Raw genomic sequence first — 15,837 nt, 5'->3', positions numbered from 1 at the left:
GATTTAACTCTCTGCTGGTTGCGGTAAACTGAGTGCAAACAAGATAGCCACCCCGGTAATGAGTGCCGAGAGGAGGAATGCTGGGGAAAAGCTCCCAGAATGTTCTGCCAGCATCCCGGCAATAGCGGGACCGATAGTTTGACCGGCCGCAAAAAAGAAGGTGATAAAAGAAAACCCTGCCGCTGCTTTCGTCACTCCAAGGTAATCGCCCACTGCTGCAGTCATAATCGCAGGAACCGCCCACACCGCAATGCCATACAAAAAAACTGACAGCAGTAAAGCCGCAGCGCCCAGACCTGAGCCCGCCAGCAGATACGCCAAGGTCTGAACCGCAAAAACAATGATAAGCCCACTCTTACGTCCAAGCCGGTCAGAGAGGGTTCCAAAAACAACTCCAGAGAAAAGACTGAAAAAACCAACCCAGGACCAGAATCGACCAGCAACCACTTCACTGAAGCCATACTCTTCAACCATACTGGTCACAACAAAGGTCCCGTAAACCATGTAGGTGGCCCCGAAAGCCATATACAATAAACCTAAAGAGATAAGCACCCGACTACTCTTCGTGGATCCTGAATAGCGAAGTTCTTCCCCGGAAAAGGGGGTCTTCGAACCGACCGGATCCAAGCCAAGGGATTCAGGTTCATTCCTGACCAGGAAGGCAGCAAGCAAGCTGATACTGAAGGTGATTCCTGCCAGCAACAACCAACTGACACGCCAACCGTTATGAGCATAATTCTGGTTCAGAAGGGGGACCATCAGCCCTGAAAAGATAATCCCCAGGCCATTGCCAAAGACCATCAACCCAGCAGCTAATCCACGTTTTTCACGTCTGAACCAATGAGCAATAAGAACCATGGTGGAGATATTCGCCAAGCCACTACCGACCCCGGTCAAAACATAAAGAAGTAACAACTGCCAGAAAAAATTGGCTTGAGACATCCCTGCGAGAGTCGTGGCGACCAGAAACAATCCGACGCTAATCGTGGTCCGGGGACGGAGTTTATTCAGAACAGTCGGAGTGATAGCGACCGCAAAAAGATAACCGGAAAAATTCCCCGTCCCCAGATAGCCCATTTGATCATAAGCCAACTCAAGTCCAGCGCCCATACTCGGGAGCAACATCCCAAAAGCAAAGCGCGCTAAACCAAGACACGAGAACAGGGTCAGGGTCCCGGTGAAAACGATCAGCCAGCCATAATGAAAAGGGAGCTTCTTCACTAAAAGTCCAACATCAAAAGTTGACACGATAAATTCATATCCGTCTCTCCAGAAAAATTCTCAGTCCGAACGAAACAAGGATCACTCCGGCCAATCCCTCTAGCAAACGCCCCGTTGAACTCCCCTTAAACCAATCGCTAATTCGACAGGCCAAGATGGCCAGCCCCCCCTGATAAACCATAGCGATGCAGAAATGGACCGCGGCCATAAACAATGACTGCACTATTGGTGAGCGGCTTGGATCAATAAATTGTGGCAGAAAGGCCATATAAAAAAGGAGGGTTTTCGGGTTAAACACATTACAGACAAACCCTTCACGTAGCGACCGTGACCATAAAAATATGCGTGGAACTGCCGGTTGCACTGCCGAGAAGGTCACCTCTTTCCGATGCAGGGCATTCCATAAGCTACAGCTTCCCAACCAAAGGAGATAACCACCACCGATCAATTTAAGGAGATTAAAAGCGATAGCTGACTGCAAGAGCAGTGCTGAAATGCCTAAAGCCGAGACCGTTGCGTGAACAAATAGGCCAGAACAAATCCCGGTGCTGGTCGCAATGCCATCCTTCCACCCACCACGGGAGGAGTTTCTGACAACTAATAACGAATCGACTCCGGGGAATAAGGTCAATAACGTTATGGCAATAAAAAAAGTCCAAAATTGATCAATCATGACAAAACCGTATCAGTCGGATAATCTTTACAATTACAAACCCGAAGAAGGAGAGGAGATGATCAATTGTCACCAAGTTCACGAGAACGAGCAGCTGACGCCGAGACGGCTTCCATCAGAGTCGTGCGCAGTCCATGTTTTTCCAGAGTGCTGATACCGGCGATTGCCGTCCCTCCAGGGGAACAGACCTGATCACGCAAAATCGCCGGATGTTCCCCCGTTTCACGAACCATCAATGCCGCACCGACAACTGTTTGAACCGCCAAGGCATGGGCAATATCGCGTCGTAAACCTTCACGAACTCCTCCGTCAGCCAGTGCTTCAATGACCGTATAAATGTAGGCCGGTCCAGATCCGGACAGACCGGTTGCAGCATCCATCTGCCGCTCATCGATGAGCTGCACCTTGCCAACAGACTCGAAAAGTTCCTTCACCAGCATCAGATCTTCTTGACTGGCATAATGCCCACGACACATAGCGCTGGCAGCTTCTCCAACCAACGCCGGGGTGTTCGGCATCACCCTGACAACTCTGGGAGCTCCCTGAAAAAACTTCTCAATTGACGCTGTGGTCACTCCAGCAAGGATCGAAATAATCAGCTTGTCGTTACTGTAAGTTCCGGCAACCTCTTCCAAAACTTCCACCACAATTTGTGGCTTGATCGACAGGACCACAATGTCGCACTCTTGCATCAACGCCATGTTGTTGTCGGCCAGCTTAATGCCAAAAGATTCGATAAGATGCTCACGGCGAAGTTCGCTTGGCTCTGAGGCCATAATGTGGTCAGCCGGGAGGACTCCCGACAGCAAACCTTTAATCAGGGCTTCGGCCATATTGCCACCACCGATAAAACCTATTTTATGAGCATTTGTCATGATTTACCCCTTTATTTCAATGGTAAGAAACGGAATCGAACAGTTTTTCTAAAAAAGCGCTGATGGTGTCACCATCAGACTTGATTTGTTTAGCACAGCAGGGTAAAAATTTCATCTGCAGAAAAGGGTATTGTGGCATAATTATTTGCTTCGCATACTGATAAGGAATCAATTATGGATCTCTGGTACACCGAAAAACACAGCGACAATGTCGGGATCACTATAAAAACAACCAAGACCCTGTTTTCAGGGAAGAGTCAATATCAACAATTGGATATCGTCGAAACTTTGGAATTTGGCCGAATGATGCTTCTGGATGGCTTAGTCATGGTCACTGAACGGGACGAGTTCATCTATCACGATATGATCACCCACCCGGCATTGTTCACCCATCCCAATCCCAAAAAGGTTCTCGTCATTGGTGGCGGTGACGGCGGGAGTATCCGGGAAATCATGAAACACCCTGAAGTTGAACTTGCGGTACTCTGTGAAATTGACGGTCTGGTGATCGAAAAATCGATCGAATATCTCCCCACGATGGCATCAGCAATTAACGGCAGCAATCCACGAGTCAAACTTCATGTCGATGATGGCCTCGCCTATATTCGTGATCATCAGAATGAATTTGACGTCATTCTGGTGGATTCAACCGACCCAATCGGTCCAGCCGTGGGACTTTTCGAAGAGAACTTCTATCGGCTGGTTTTTTCTGCATTAAAGGATGATGGGATCATGATCGCCCAGAGCGAGTCTCCCTTTTATCACGCCGACATCCAAAAAAGCATGTATCACAACTTACGGGCGGTCTTCCCTATTGTCGAGATGTATCAAGCCTTTATTCCCACTTACCCCAGCGGCTTCTGGAGTTTCGCGTTTTCCAGCAAAATCTATCATCCGACGAAAGACTTCGATCATGATCGCGCCAAAAACAGAAATTTTAAAACCCGTTATTACAATGAGGAACTGCATCGCGGAGCGTTTATGCTCCCCACCTTTGCCCGGGATAATATTGCCGAATGAAGACTCAACAAGTGAAAAGCTGGCAGGTCGCAGATTCTGCGAGTCTCTACGGGATTGACGGCTGGGGACAGAAAAATTTTTCTATCTCCAGCGCCGGTGAGGTTACCGTGACGATCCCTTTTGATACCGGTGACGTTGCTATTCCGATTGTCGACATCATTCAAGCAGCCCGTGATCGCGATCATGAGCTACCATTGCTTCTGCGGATAGAAAACCTTTTGGATGCTCGAGTTTCAGAAATCAATGAAACCTTTCAACAGGCGATCGAACACGCTGGCTACAAGGCGGAATATCGGGGCGTATTTCCAGTCAAAGTTAACCAGCAATGCTCTGTCATTGAAGAAATCAGTCGCTTTGGCACAGATTTCGGTCATGGTTTGGAAGCGGGAAGCAAAGCAGAACTGTTACTTTGTCTCGCCAACCTGAATGACAACGGGTTGCTGATCTGTAATGGAAGTAAAGATCAAAATTTTATTGATCTGGGGCTGTGGGCAAACAGGCTTGGGCATCAATGTTTCTTTGTCATCGAATCCCCAAGCGAACTCCCTCTGATTATTGCACGCAGTCAGAAGTTGGGGATCAAACCACTGATAGGACTACGGATCAAAATTTCCTCCAAGGTCGGTGGGCTTTGGACTGAGACCAGTGGTGATCGCAGCAGTTTTGGCCTCAGCACTGCTCAGTTAATTGCAACAGTCGATCAACTGCGCCAAGCAAAAATGCTCGATTGTCTGCAGTTACTGCATTGCCACCTCGGTTCTCAAATTCCTGATATCGAAGAGATTAAGGTTGCCGTTCGTGAAGCAGCCCGTTTTTATGCCGACCTGGCAACAGAAAACGTCCCTTTGAAATATCTTGATCTCGGTGGCGGTCTGGCGGTTGATTATATTGGCAATCAGTCACTTCATAGCCATTCTCCCAACTACAATTTAGCGGACTATTGCCGCTGTCTTGTTGAGACGATTAAAGAGACTCTTGCACCACATAACATTGATCATCCTACGATTGTCACTGAATCAGGTCGTGCTACGGTTGCTCATACGTCGATTTTATTGTTCGAGATCCTCAACGTCGTTCGCTATGAAGCAAATGATCTGCCTGAGGATTGTCCAGAACATTGTCACCCCCTCGTCACACGCCAATATCAGCTATACCAGCAGGCAGAGGTAATCTCTCCCAGCGAAGGTTATGTCGAAGCACTCACCAACCGGGACAAGATCAGAGAACTGTTCAGAAGTGGCGTCATCAATCTGCGTGAGCGCGCTATGGCAGAGAATCTTTTTCTCGCGATTGCTCAGACTATCGCTAAAAAGTTGGATCAACTGGAAAAAATACCACTGCCATTGGACTCGTTGAAGCAAAGTCTGGCCGACATCTATTATGGCAATTTCAGCGTCTTTCAATCCTTGCCTGACACTTGGGCAATCGGGCAGATGTTTCCGGTCATGCCAGTTCATCGTCTCAACGAATGTCCAGACAGAAATGCCACCATATCCGATCTGACCTGTGACTGTGATGGCAAGCTCGATCGCTTTGTTCTTGCTGGGGGTGAAAGCAAAACGCTGCCACTGCATTCGCTAAAAGCTGAAGAAGACTATATTCTTGGTGCATTTTTAATGGGAGCATATCAAGAGACAATGGGGGATCTTCATAATCTTTTTGGCTATACCAACGTCATCAGTATTCGCATTAATAAAGAGGGAGGATTCGATGTTACCAAGGAGCAATCAGGGGACACTATCTCAGAAGTGCTCAGCATTTTAGAATACAACCCGACCTTATTTTATAAAGGGTTCCGGGACAAAGTTGAGTTAGCGGTGAAGAAAAAGAAGATCAACGTCAAAGAACGACAACAGATTCTCAACCATTTTTCAGCCCAACTGAACGGTCAAACATACTTTAACGTTTGAATATCCTGGCAGTGGAGTATTTTTACCCGGAGTGACAGCTATGACAATAACAGAGTTAGCTAAGTTTGATGGTCGTGATGGACAACCGGCCTATGTTGCAGTGAATGGAAAAGTTTATGATGTCAGCGCCAGCTCATATTGGCAAGACGGTCTTCATGAAGGGGAACATCGTGCAGGGCAAGATCTGACCGCAGAGTTGAGACAGGCACCACATCTTAAAACGGTCATTGAGGGCTTCCCTCTGGTCGGTCAGATTGAATCGAAAACTGTCGGGGCAGAAAAACCAGAGCCGGGTATTTCGTTACTGTCAATCGTCATTATTGCTTTTGTGATCCTGTTAATGCTCGCTACCTATATGGTTTAATTGGCAGTAACGGTCACCTTGCACCGCTCATCCCCCATAAAAATCAATCGCTGGTATCAGGCCAGCTTATTGCCCAGCACCTTAAATCACAGCAGTTTCTCGATCATCCCGGGAAGGAGACCACAGACCTCTGTTTTCGCCAATACCGCCGCAATATTTGTTTGCTCTATCCCTTCTTCCGCCATTGTCAACATATGGCCAGAACAGAGGATGACTGGCGTTACTGGAGAGATCTTGAAGATAGCCTGCGCCAACTCAATCCCACTCATTCCAGGCATTGACTCATCGGTGACTACCAGATCAAAAGTTTCGACCTGCTGCTGAAACTTTTCCAACGCCGCCGTGCCATTAAATTCACAGGTGACAGCATAACCACAATCATCCAGAAGTTCCGCCCCCAGCAAGGCAAGACACTCCTCATCATCCACATAAAGAATATGCTTCTTGGTGGTGCCAGTTAATTCTCCAGACATGTATAAAACCCCTCGTCTTTGACGTTTGGTAACCACACACGAGTCACAAACCAGGTATCAATACCAGAACAATACCCTGTAACCGAGGATCATGCAGACGTCTCACTTCAGCGCGAAACATTTGCTTGCGCACTGTAATATCCGCCCTCGGCAAGCGCTCGGTCTCCAAGCGATCAATTAAATCATTGATTTCATCTGGAAACACATCTTTGCGCTCATTTCCCAACGGACCCATCCCCCCATGCGGGAACAATTCACGCGCATATTCATTACAGTGGACGATCAAATCTTCCGGGTCAATACCAAAAACAACGACCGGAAGAACATCCAAAACCCCTTGAGATACTTGCAATATGCGATTGCGGATATCCAAAGCTTCCGTCCGTTTAGCCACCTGCTGTTCTAAACTTTTATGCGCTTGCTCCAACTCGATATGAATCGACTGCAATTTTTGGCTAAGCTGTTTATTTTCGAACCGTAACGCCTGAGAATCCAATGCCGAAGAGATCGTCTGTAACAGCTCATCATCGTTCCAAGGTTGCAGAATAAATTTATCAATCTCACCTTGATTCACAGCCGCAACCATCGCCCCCGTGTCAGCAGCATCAGACAACACAATTCTCATGGTTTCAGGCCAGCGTTCATGGGCTTGTCGCAAAAATTCAACCCCTGACATTTCCGGCGTACGCAGGGCAGCAATGACCATGTGGATATCAGCCTCATTCTCAAGGATTTTAAACCCTGCTGCGGCTGATTCTGCAACTAAAATTTCATAGTTGCCCCTTTCCACCAAAAGAGAACTGAGAGCATTGAGGACACTTCGATCGTTATTGACACAGAGAATTTTTATCATTTTCACCATTATTTTTATCTTCTCAGATCAAGAGGTGTTTTTACGTGAATGACGTCTCTTGTCCGAGTCCACAATTAACAGTCATCTCGCCGTGTCGCCATACCCTGCATTCTATCAACGATGAATACAATTAATAGCATTGGTTGGCAAACTGACCAGAGCCATAACGATTTCCAGTTCCTGATTTTCAACGTTACAACTAAAGGAAACTAAAGCATGATAAAATAAAAAAACATTAACATATCAATCATTAATGCTCAACAATATTTAACATCAAAATGAGAAAACCCGATTAGTACTTGCTATCTTGAGCAAAAATTAATAAACTTAAATCCAATACCCGATACGAATCAATAAATTATCAGCGAGTTGGAGGCTGACCCTATGGCCAGAATGGTTGAAAATCCCGATCTTGCATTCCGTTTAGCACGTGCGATTGTTTCAGATATCGCCTTGTACAATCAGGACAAGGTATCTGAAGGGATCAAAAGTGATAGTATCTTTGAGTTGATGAATGAGGAACTGGAAGAGGGGCGAGAGCACTTTTTCACTAGAGTTTCCCCCGAAATGAAAAATCGTGACCAGCTGTACGAACGCGCAATTGTTGATGTCATGATCAAACAGGCGGGAAAGATTGAAAGTCAGATTTGGTAGATGGAAGAAAGTCAGCAGCTACTCTTTTCAGAAGATCGCCCTGCGGAGCGGCTCGATACTTTTTTATCAGAGTGTTTTCCCAATATCAGCCGCTCTCAGTTAAAAAAATTGATAGATAACGGTCAAATCACCCTCAATGGATCTCCGACCAAATCCAGCAACAAATTAAGGGGTGGTGAATCCATTCAAGTGGTTTTCTCTGAACCAGAACCCGTTACAGCATGTCCAGAAAACATCCCTCTGCACATTCTTTATGAAGATCAGGACGTCATCGTCATCAACAAACCAGCGGGAATGGTTGTTCACCCGGCAGCGGGTCACTTCAACGGCACTCTCGTTAACGCGCTGCTGTACCATTGCCAAGATCTTGCTGGCATCGGTGGGGAGTTACGTCCCGGCATCGTCCACCGGATTGACAAGGACACCTCTGGAGTCATCATCGCCACTAAAAATGACCTGAGTCATCACCATCTTGCCGCCCAGTTCAAAGATCACTCCATTAATAGACGCTATCTGGCATTGGTTCATGGTTTCCCGGTGCAACCATCAGGGACCATTGACCATCCCATTGGCAGACATCCAACCCAACGGAAAAAAATGAGTGGAAAGTCCAAAAATGGAAAACGGGCGGTCACCCACTGGAAAACTATAAAGCAGTACAATAACAGCAAATTAACCCTGATTGAACTGAAGCTGGAAACAGGACGGACTCATCAAATCAGAGTCCATTTTTCAGAGATAAATTGTCCTCTTGTCGGCGACCCACTCTATGGCAACAAATCCAGAACGACGGCTATCAAGGATGGACACTTACGACAATTAATAAGTCAGTTGCCGGGCCAAGCTCTTCACGCGCAAAAACTTGGTTTTATTCATCCAAGAAGTGAAAAATATATGGAGTTTTCCAGTGAAATGCCTGAAACTCTTTCTAATATCATCACTTATTTAGATAATATTTTTCTATAATCAAACCTTTTTCATAATTTTCTCAATGGACCAATAATTCAGCCTTGGCAAGTGTATTTATGCCACTTTTCAATCACGGAGTTTTTGATGAAACTTGTTCGCAAAGGTAAAATCTCGTATCTACAACCCACCAAGCTGCCAACCGGAATGGTTGCGGGATTTAGCACCCGGAATGGTGGTGTCAGTCGCCCCCCTTTTAATTCTTTGAATATGGGGACAGATACTGCAGACCAACCGACAAATGTGGAGAGTAACCGAGCCGCATTTACACGCGCCTTCGACCTCTCCCCACACCAATTACTGACAGTTAAACAGGCTCATGGAGACGATATCCTCCTGATTGACGAAAATAACGCGGATCTCAGTCATTTTTTAGCCGTAGAAGTTGATGCGATTATTACCAATCAACCAGAAATCATGATCGGAATTTTGACTGCAGATTGCTTTCCTTTGCTCATCTGGCACGAAAACAAAAAAATTATCTCAACTGTTCATATAGGCTGGCGTGGGGCCGCAAATGGGTTAATCGCTAAAACGATACAAACAATCCATACCCATTTCGACTGCCCGATTGAGGAACTTCAAGCTGCGATTGGCCCTGGAATTGGCGCCCATACCTATGAAGTTGATCGCCCCGTGCGTGATGCATTCAGACAGGGAACAGGATTCTGGAAGGAAATTTCCAAAGAGATCAGCTTGGGGCATTGGCAACTCAATATCTCCCTTAGTTGTCAGCTGCAACTTGAGCAAGCTGGTCTTAAAGTAGAAAACATAGAAACGGCAAAACAGTGCACTTGCTGCCATCCAGAATTGTTCTTTTCCCATCGACGCGACAACGGTGTGACCGGGCGGCAAATAAGTTTTTTAAAATTAAGCTAACAAATTATATAGAATTTTGAATTTTTATTGAATCAGGGGGGTCAGTTCAGATTTTTGTCAGAATTATCGACTATACTCATAAACGATTTATGTTATTGATTTTTTCGATTTTGATGTTCCGGAGGGGGGAAGTCCCCATCATCGTAGCCGATGATGGGGACTTTCGATTTTTAAAGCGGTTTATTTTCGCCAGAACGATGGGAAAAAGAGAACCAGAACAGTAAAAAGTTCGAGTCGTCCCATCAACATACAGGTGATCAGGACAATTTTACCAAACCCGGGGACATGAGCAAAGTTATCGACAGGTCCGACAGAACCAAGTCCTGGGCCAATATTCGCAAGGCAAGCGACAACCGCAGAACCTGCAGACACAAGGTCCATACCACTCGCAGCGACCAAGAGGGAACCAATCACAAAAACCCCGATAAAAAGAGCAAAAAAGCCCAAAATGGCTTGCAGAACTTCTTTATCAACGGGACGATTTCCAAGCTTCACCAACCTGATTGCCCGAGGATGAATGAGGCGGAAAACCTGAACTTGTGCATGTTTAAAGAGCAGTAAGATTCGAGCCACTTTCATACCGCCACCTGTCGAACCCGCACAGCCACCGATAAACATCAACAATAATAAAATATATTGAACCACAACCGGCCACAACTCAAAATCAGCTGTGCCAAATCCTGTTGTGGTCATGATGGAAGAGACCTGAAAGATGGAGTAACGGAGATTATCGCCAATGTGCTGATAAATCCCGCCAGACCAATTGAAATACATAATCGTGAGGGTAGCGGCCAGAATAATCCCAAGATAAACCCGCAACTCTTCACTCTGAAAAAAATCTTTGCCTTTTCCCCGTAATATCTGAAAGTGGAGCGCAAAGTTAATCCCAGCCAGGATCATAAACAGGGTCACCACACCATCAATATAGCTGCTATCATAAGCGGCCAAGGAACTATTTCTCGTTGAAAAACCACCAGTTGCCAACGTCGCAAAAGAGTGACAAAGAGCATCAAAAAAACTCATCCCCCCAAACATAAGCAACAAGGTTTCAACCACCGTCAGCAACACATAGACACCCCAGAGCATTTTCGCGGTATCTTGAATCCGTGGCTTCAGGCGGTCAGCAGTGGGTCCGGGGACCTCAGCTTTAAATAGCTGCATACCACCAACACCCAACATCGGTAAAATTGCCAAAGAGAGGACAATAATCCCCATACCACCAAGCCAATGGGTCAACGCGCGCCAAAACAATAGACTCTGTGGCATCGCTTCGATTTCAGTCAAGATGGTGGAGCCCGTTGTCGTGAAGCCACTCATGGTTTCAAAAATGGCATCGAGAGGTGAAGCAATCGCTCCGGAAAACAGATAAGGAAGTGCACCAAAGATCGCAAATACAGTCCATCCAAATGTTACAACGGCAAACCCTTCACGCAACGTCAACTCTTTTGGACTCTTACAAAACCAGAACAACAGTCCACCGACACCAAAACAGATCGCGGCGGAAACAAGAAAAGCAGCCCAAACACCATCGGCGTAGTACCAGGAAAAAGGGAGTGGGACAAAAAGCGATCCGCCAAGAAAGAGAAGTAACGCCCCCAGAATACGTAATGTCAAAATAAGATTCATTCAGGCAAAAAACCTTTCAACTTTCTGCAACGCTTCAGGAAGGGTGAAGACAACAACTCGATCCCCGACTTCAAGCATACTGTCACCGCTGGGGATCTCATATTTATCACCCCGGACAATCGCTCCAATAATAGCTCCACGCGGAAAATGTAAACTACTTAAAGGGGTTGTCAACAGGCCACTGTCTTTGCCGATCTCCAATTCTAAAACTTCGGAGTTACTCCCCTCAACCGCCGTCAGAGAAATAATATCGCCCCGCCGTACAAATTTCAGGATGGCTCCAGCTGCCGCCAGACGGGGTGAAATACAGGCGTCAATCCCCAAGTCAGAAGCCAGCCCAATCAACTCGGGTTGACTCACCAACGCCAATGTACGGCGAACGTTATGTTGCCTCGCCAATAAACAGGTCAGGATATTTGTTTGGTCATTTTCAGTGACAGCAATAAAAACATCGGCATCGGTCAGACCTTCATCAATCAGGGTTTGAACATCTAACCCTTCAGCGTTGATGACAACCGCCTTATTTAACTGTTCAGCTAACTTGTAGCAACGATCCTCGTCCTTTTCGATCAACTTGATCTGAAAATGGAGCTTTTCCATATTCTGAGCGACCTGCAACCCAATCCGACTGCCCCCAAGAACAAACACCCTGCGGCTTGATTTTTCTTCTAATCGCTCAGATTGTAACAGGTAATTGATCGCTGGGAGTTCTTGTTGCGGTGCAAAGATAAAAATTCTATCGCCGGCCTGAATTATGTCATCTCCTCGCGGGATAATCGTATCATTCCCGCGACTGATAGCAACGACAAGAAAACGGTACATCCCTCGTAATTCACCAAGCTCTGCAAGGGTTAAATCACACAGAGGGCTTTCTGCATCGATCCTGTAACCTTGAAACAGAATCTGACCATCGGCAAATTCAGCGACATCAAAGGCTTTGGAATTACAAGCCAATTTAGAGAGTTCTTCAGCAACCGCATCATCGGGGTTGATCAATAGATCAATCCCGAGTTTTTCTTTTGAAAGTATAGCTTTTCGACTGGTGTACTCAATATTCTTGGTCCGTGCGACGAGGATTTTGACCTTATATTCACGCGCTAGCAAACAGGCAAGAATATTGACCTCATCCATATTGGTCACGGCAATAAAGATATCTACGTTGTTAATGCCAGCCTGCTCTAAGACCTCGGCGCTCGCTCCATTGCCGACGACACCAAGGACATTCAAACGATCCTGAGCCCGTTCGACAACAGCTTCATCCTGATCAACCAGAGTCACTTCATGCCCCTCACGCGACAAGCGGTCACACAAAAAATAGCCGACCTGACCGGAGCCAACAACAAGGATTTTCATAAGTTATCTCTTCCATTCCAATATGTTTTTAGATGAAAAACAATTCGACAAGATCGCATAAATCGGTAAATTGTGCAATAATCTGGGCACTGTGAAAGGAGATGAGATGGATTGGGAACTGGATATCGACGAAGAGCAAATCCGCAGAGAAAGGAACAAGGCCCGGGAGCTACGCAAACAGAGCTGGTGGAAGAACCGGATCGGAAGAGGCGTTTGTCACTATTGTGGCAAATCGGTCCCGCCCAAAGAACTGACCCTTGATCATGTTGTTCCTGTCGCCAGAGGTGGACGGTCAACCAAGGGCAACTGTGTGCCAGCCTGTAAGGACTGCAACAATCAAAAGAAAAACCTCCTGCCCATGGAATGGGACGATTATCTACGCCACCTGCAAAAATAATATCGCGCTCATGCCCCTGCCATACCAACCCCGGCAATCTGTTCCCCACAATGGCAACATTCCCCCTTCACATTCAACTGATTGCTGATCTCATAACGATTCCGGCGAATCAAGAGATGGTGACAAGTCGGACAATAAGTGTTTGTCTCCTCACCGACATTCCCCATATAAACATATTTAAGACCGGCCTTATGCCCGATGGCTACAGCCCGTAACAGCTCTTCCTGAGCGGTCTTCGGGATTTGTTGCAAGCGATACTGCGGAAAAAATCTGCTCACATGCCAAGGGGTATCGGTCCCCAGTTCGGTGGCGATAAATGTCGCCAGATCCTGCAATTCATGAGGATCATCATTGATCCCTGGAATCAACAGTGTCGTCACTTCCAACCAAACCCCATAAGAGGAAAGCCGTTTCAAGCTGTCAAGGACCGGCTGTAATCTGCCACCCACATATTTTCGATAGGTCTCATCCCGAAAGGCTTTCAGGTCGATATTGGCTGCATCAAGCCAAGGGTGAAACAATTCCAGCATCTCTTCCGACATATAACCATTACTGACATAAATATTATTGATCCCGGCATTGCGTGCCAAAGTTGCAACATCATAGCTGTATTCAAAGAAAATCGTCGGTTCAGTGTATGTATAGGCGATCGAACGACAAGCAGATTTCTGTGCAGCAGCAACAACATCAGCGGGGAGAAGGTCGTCTCCAGCGATAAAATGCTGTTCTCGGGGCATTTGCGAAATCTCCCAGTTCTGACACCAAGCGCAACGAAAATTACATCCGGGGGTCGCAATTGAAAAAGACTGGCTGCCAGGATAAAAATGGTATAGAGGCTTCTTCTCAATGGGATCGACACCTTGACTGATGGTCCGACCATAGACCAAAGTGTAGAGGATCCCATTCTGATTTTCGCGAACCTGACAAAGCCCCCTTTGACCTGCGTCGATAACACAATAATGGGCACAGAGGTGACAGCAAACCTGACCTCCTGTCAACTTCTGGTACAAAAGCGCTTCCTGCATAAATAACCCCTATTTCAAAACAGATCCGTTCCGCTCCAGAGACGCAAAAGCGCAGCGACAAAATCCACGGGACTCACTGTCATCTCAAGGAAATTCTCATTCCTCAGTCGCAGAACTAAAAAACCGTCGAGATGATTGTGTCCAGGATTTAAGTATAGCAATGACGGCAATGATAACAACTCGAGAACGTCACGATACTGGACAGGGTAACTCTATCAATGGCTTTGGAGGGAAGACGAAACAGGGGAGTCGACCTATTTGATCCACTCCCCTGTTTCTATAACTTAACTGTTCCAGACGATCTCTACTTGGAGCAGAAATCCTTGACCTGCCTTGCCAGAGCTTGTCCCTGACTCAAGGCCAGATCCAGCTCGTGCTCGCCAGGAGCTCCCATCCATTCGATGGGATCGATAAATTCCCACTTGAGTTTCTCAGTCAACTTATCCAGTTCACGCTGGGCACCGCCAGACCAACCAGCTGAACCGAAGCGGAGAACTTTTTTATTCAGGACCTTTTTCCGCCGGAACATATCAAGCACCCACGCCATAGGTGGGAACATTTCGTATTCATATGTTGGCATACCGAGGATAAGGCCAGCGGATCGCCAGGCAGAGGCGAGGAGAATTCCAACATGCTCATCGGGAACACGGTGAACATGCACCGGTAAGCCCTCTTTGCGCACGCCCTGCACAATATTGCTGACCAGCTTTTCAGTATTGCCGTACATACTTGACCAGATAACCGTCACTTCAGCTTCGGCCGGGCCATTCATATATTCAGCAAAACGGGCATAAGAGTCGATGATCTGTTTCGGGTTTTCCCGCCAGACGATGCCGTGAGATGGTGCTATCACCTTGATGTCCAAGGCGCTTAATTTTTCAATCCCTCTGGTAACAAAAGTCGAAAAACTCGCAACAATATTGGCATAATAACGCAGCGCTTCATTGCTGAAAAAGGTGTGCTGTTCGGTGGAGAGGCGATCATCGAAAAAGACTCTTTCCAGTTTCCCGTAAGAACCAAAGGCATCACAAGAGAACAAAGTGCCGCTACTCTGTTCAAAGGTCATCATCGTTTCGGGCCAATGGATATTCGGGGTTTCGTGAAAGCTGAGCACTTTGCCTTGTCCCAGATCCAGGGTGTCACCGTCTTTAACAATGTGAACATTCTCTTCAATACCACAAAACGATTTCAACAGGCCTGCGGCTTTCCCGGTCAGATAAAATTGCAGTTGCGGGTTTTTTCGGTAAAACTCGGGGAGCCAACTGGTGTGATCGGGCTCCATATGATTGATAATCATATAGTCAATATTTTTTTGATCGAGCGGGATAGAATGAATTTCCGCCTCTAATTCTGCCGGTTTGCCATCAGTGTCTTCGACCAGATCAATTATGGCGGTTTTATCACCTTGGACAATGTAGGAATTAATTGAAATCCCATTAGGCATCGGCCACATGCCTTCAAACAACTGATAGCTTTCCAGGTTAACAGGTAAACAGTATATTCCATCGGTAATTTTTACAGCCTTCATCGTCCAGATCCTTTGTCGGT

Annotated in this window: 16 protein-coding genes; 7 read left to right on the top strand and 9 right to left on the bottom strand. The window is 46.6% G+C overall.

Annotated elements, in window-relative coordinates; all coding sequences use genetic code 11:
• Nucleotides 1-3 precede the first annotated feature (3 nt).
• From BLU87_RS02760 to proC, 3 genes are all read right to left on the bottom strand, one after another.
• Complete coding sequence (locus BLU87_RS02760; protein ID WP_092344458.1) at nucleotides 4-1,248, bottom strand: MFS transporter; 1,245 nt, start codon at nucleotides 1,246-1,248, stop codon at nucleotides 4-6.
• A 7-nt stretch (nucleotides 1,249-1,255) separates the two neighbouring features.
• Entirely contained in the window at nucleotides 1,256-1,894 is a 639-nt protein-coding gene (locus tag BLU87_RS02755) for a LysE family translocator (RefSeq protein WP_092344456.1), read from the bottom strand.
• A gap of 62 nt (nucleotides 1,895-1,956) precedes the next feature.
• Nucleotides 1,957-2,769: a pyrroline-5-carboxylate reductase gene (gene proC, locus BLU87_RS02750; RefSeq protein WP_092344454.1), complete on the bottom strand. Its 813-nt coding sequence runs from the start codon at nucleotides 2,767-2,769 to the stop codon at nucleotides 1,957-1,959.
• Nucleotides 2,770-2,943: 174 nt separating this feature from the next.
• Between proC and speE the strand changes: the two genes are divergently transcribed.
• Genes speE through BLU87_RS02735 form a run of 3 tightly spaced genes read left to right on the top strand, consistent with a single transcriptional unit; the run spans nucleotide 2,944 to nucleotide 6,063 of the window.
• Nucleotides 2,944-3,789, top strand: a complete 846-nt coding sequence (gene speE, locus BLU87_RS02745) for a polyamine aminopropyltransferase (RefSeq protein WP_092344452.1) — start codon at nucleotides 2,944-2,946, stop codon at nucleotides 3,787-3,789.
• Nucleotides 3,786-5,699: a biosynthetic arginine decarboxylase gene (gene speA, locus BLU87_RS02740; RefSeq protein ID WP_092344450.1), complete on the top strand. Its 1,914-nt coding sequence runs from the start codon at nucleotides 3,786-3,788 to the stop codon at nucleotides 5,697-5,699. Before speE ends, speA begins: the two co-directional genes overlap by 4 nt.
• 40 nt (nucleotides 5,700-5,739) lie before the next feature.
• Complete coding sequence (locus BLU87_RS02735) at nucleotides 5,740-6,063, top strand: cytochrome b5 domain-containing protein (RefSeq protein ID WP_092344448.1); 324 nt, start codon at nucleotides 5,740-5,742, stop codon at nucleotides 6,061-6,063.
• Between the two features lie 86 nt (nucleotides 6,064-6,149).
• On the opposite strand, the gene BLU87_RS02730 is transcribed toward BLU87_RS02735, so the two are convergent.
• Nucleotides 6,150-6,536, bottom strand: a complete 387-nt coding sequence (locus BLU87_RS02730; RefSeq protein ID WP_092344446.1) for a response regulator — start codon at nucleotides 6,534-6,536, stop codon at nucleotides 6,150-6,152.
• A 43-nt stretch (nucleotides 6,537-6,579) separates the two neighbouring features.
• Complete coding sequence (locus BLU87_RS02725; protein ID WP_092344444.1) at nucleotides 6,580-7,398, bottom strand: response regulator; 819 nt, start codon at nucleotides 7,396-7,398, stop codon at nucleotides 6,580-6,582.
• 375 nt (nucleotides 7,399-7,773) lie between these two features.
• Here BLU87_RS02725 and BLU87_RS02720 point away from each other — a divergent pair, with 375 nt between their 5' ends.
• The 3 genes from BLU87_RS02720 (at nucleotide 7,774) to pgeF (ending at nucleotide 9,888) form a co-directional block, all read left to right on the top strand.
• Nucleotides 7,774-8,043: a hypothetical protein gene (locus BLU87_RS02720; RefSeq protein ID WP_092344442.1), complete on the top strand. Its 270-nt coding sequence runs from the start codon at nucleotides 7,774-7,776 to the stop codon at nucleotides 8,041-8,043.
• Nucleotides 8,044-9,009: an RluA family pseudouridine synthase gene (locus BLU87_RS02715; protein ID WP_092344440.1), complete on the top strand. Its 966-nt coding sequence runs from the start codon at nucleotides 8,044-8,046 to the stop codon at nucleotides 9,007-9,009. It abuts the gene before it with no gap.
• Between the two features lie 87 nt (nucleotides 9,010-9,096).
• Complete coding sequence (gene pgeF / locus BLU87_RS02710; RefSeq protein ID WP_092344438.1) at nucleotides 9,097-9,888, top strand: peptidoglycan editing factor PgeF; 792 nt, start codon at nucleotides 9,097-9,099, stop codon at nucleotides 9,886-9,888.
• Nucleotides 9,889-10,068: 180 nt separating this feature from the next.
• On the opposite strand, the gene BLU87_RS02705 is transcribed toward pgeF, so the two are convergent.
• Nucleotides 10,069-11,514 (bottom strand): TrkH family potassium uptake protein, encoded by a 1,446-nt coding sequence (locus tag BLU87_RS02705; protein ID WP_092344436.1) that lies wholly within the window; start codon nucleotides 11,512-11,514, stop codon nucleotides 10,069-10,071.
• Complete coding sequence (gene trkA, locus BLU87_RS02700) at nucleotides 11,515-12,867, bottom strand: Trk system potassium transporter TrkA (protein ID WP_092344434.1); 1,353 nt, start codon at nucleotides 12,865-12,867, stop codon at nucleotides 11,515-11,517.
• A gap of 106 nt (nucleotides 12,868-12,973) precedes the next feature.
• On the opposite strand from trkA, the gene BLU87_RS02695 reads away from it, so the two are divergent.
• On the top strand, nucleotides 12,974-13,264 hold the full coding sequence (locus BLU87_RS02695; RefSeq protein ID WP_092344432.1) for an HNH endonuclease: 291 nt from the start codon (nucleotides 12,974-12,976) through the stop codon (nucleotides 13,262-13,264).
• A gap of 8 nt (nucleotides 13,265-13,272) precedes the next feature.
• Here the strand turns inward: BLU87_RS02695 and amrS are convergent, their stop codons facing one another.
• Both amrS and BLU87_RS02685 read right to left on the bottom strand, forming a co-directional pair.
• Nucleotides 13,273-14,289 (bottom strand): AmmeMemoRadiSam system radical SAM enzyme, encoded by a 1,017-nt coding sequence (gene amrS, locus BLU87_RS02690; protein WP_092344430.1) that lies wholly within the window; start codon nucleotides 14,287-14,289, stop codon nucleotides 13,273-13,275.
• 304 nt (nucleotides 14,290-14,593) lie between these two features.
• Nucleotides 14,594-15,817: an FprA family A-type flavoprotein gene (locus BLU87_RS02685; protein WP_092344428.1), complete on the bottom strand. Its 1,224-nt coding sequence runs from the start codon at nucleotides 15,815-15,817 to the stop codon at nucleotides 14,594-14,596.
• Nucleotides 15,818-15,837: the final 20 nt, after the last annotated feature.

The organism is Desulfuromusa kysingii (genome assembly GCF_900107645.1).
GTDB classification, from domain to species: domain Bacteria; phylum Desulfobacterota; class Desulfuromonadia; order Desulfuromonadales; family Geopsychrobacteraceae; genus Desulfuromusa; species Desulfuromusa kysingii.
The sequence above is the reverse complement of the archived record's forward strand: the minus strand, read 5'-3'. Positions and strand labels throughout refer to the sequence as shown.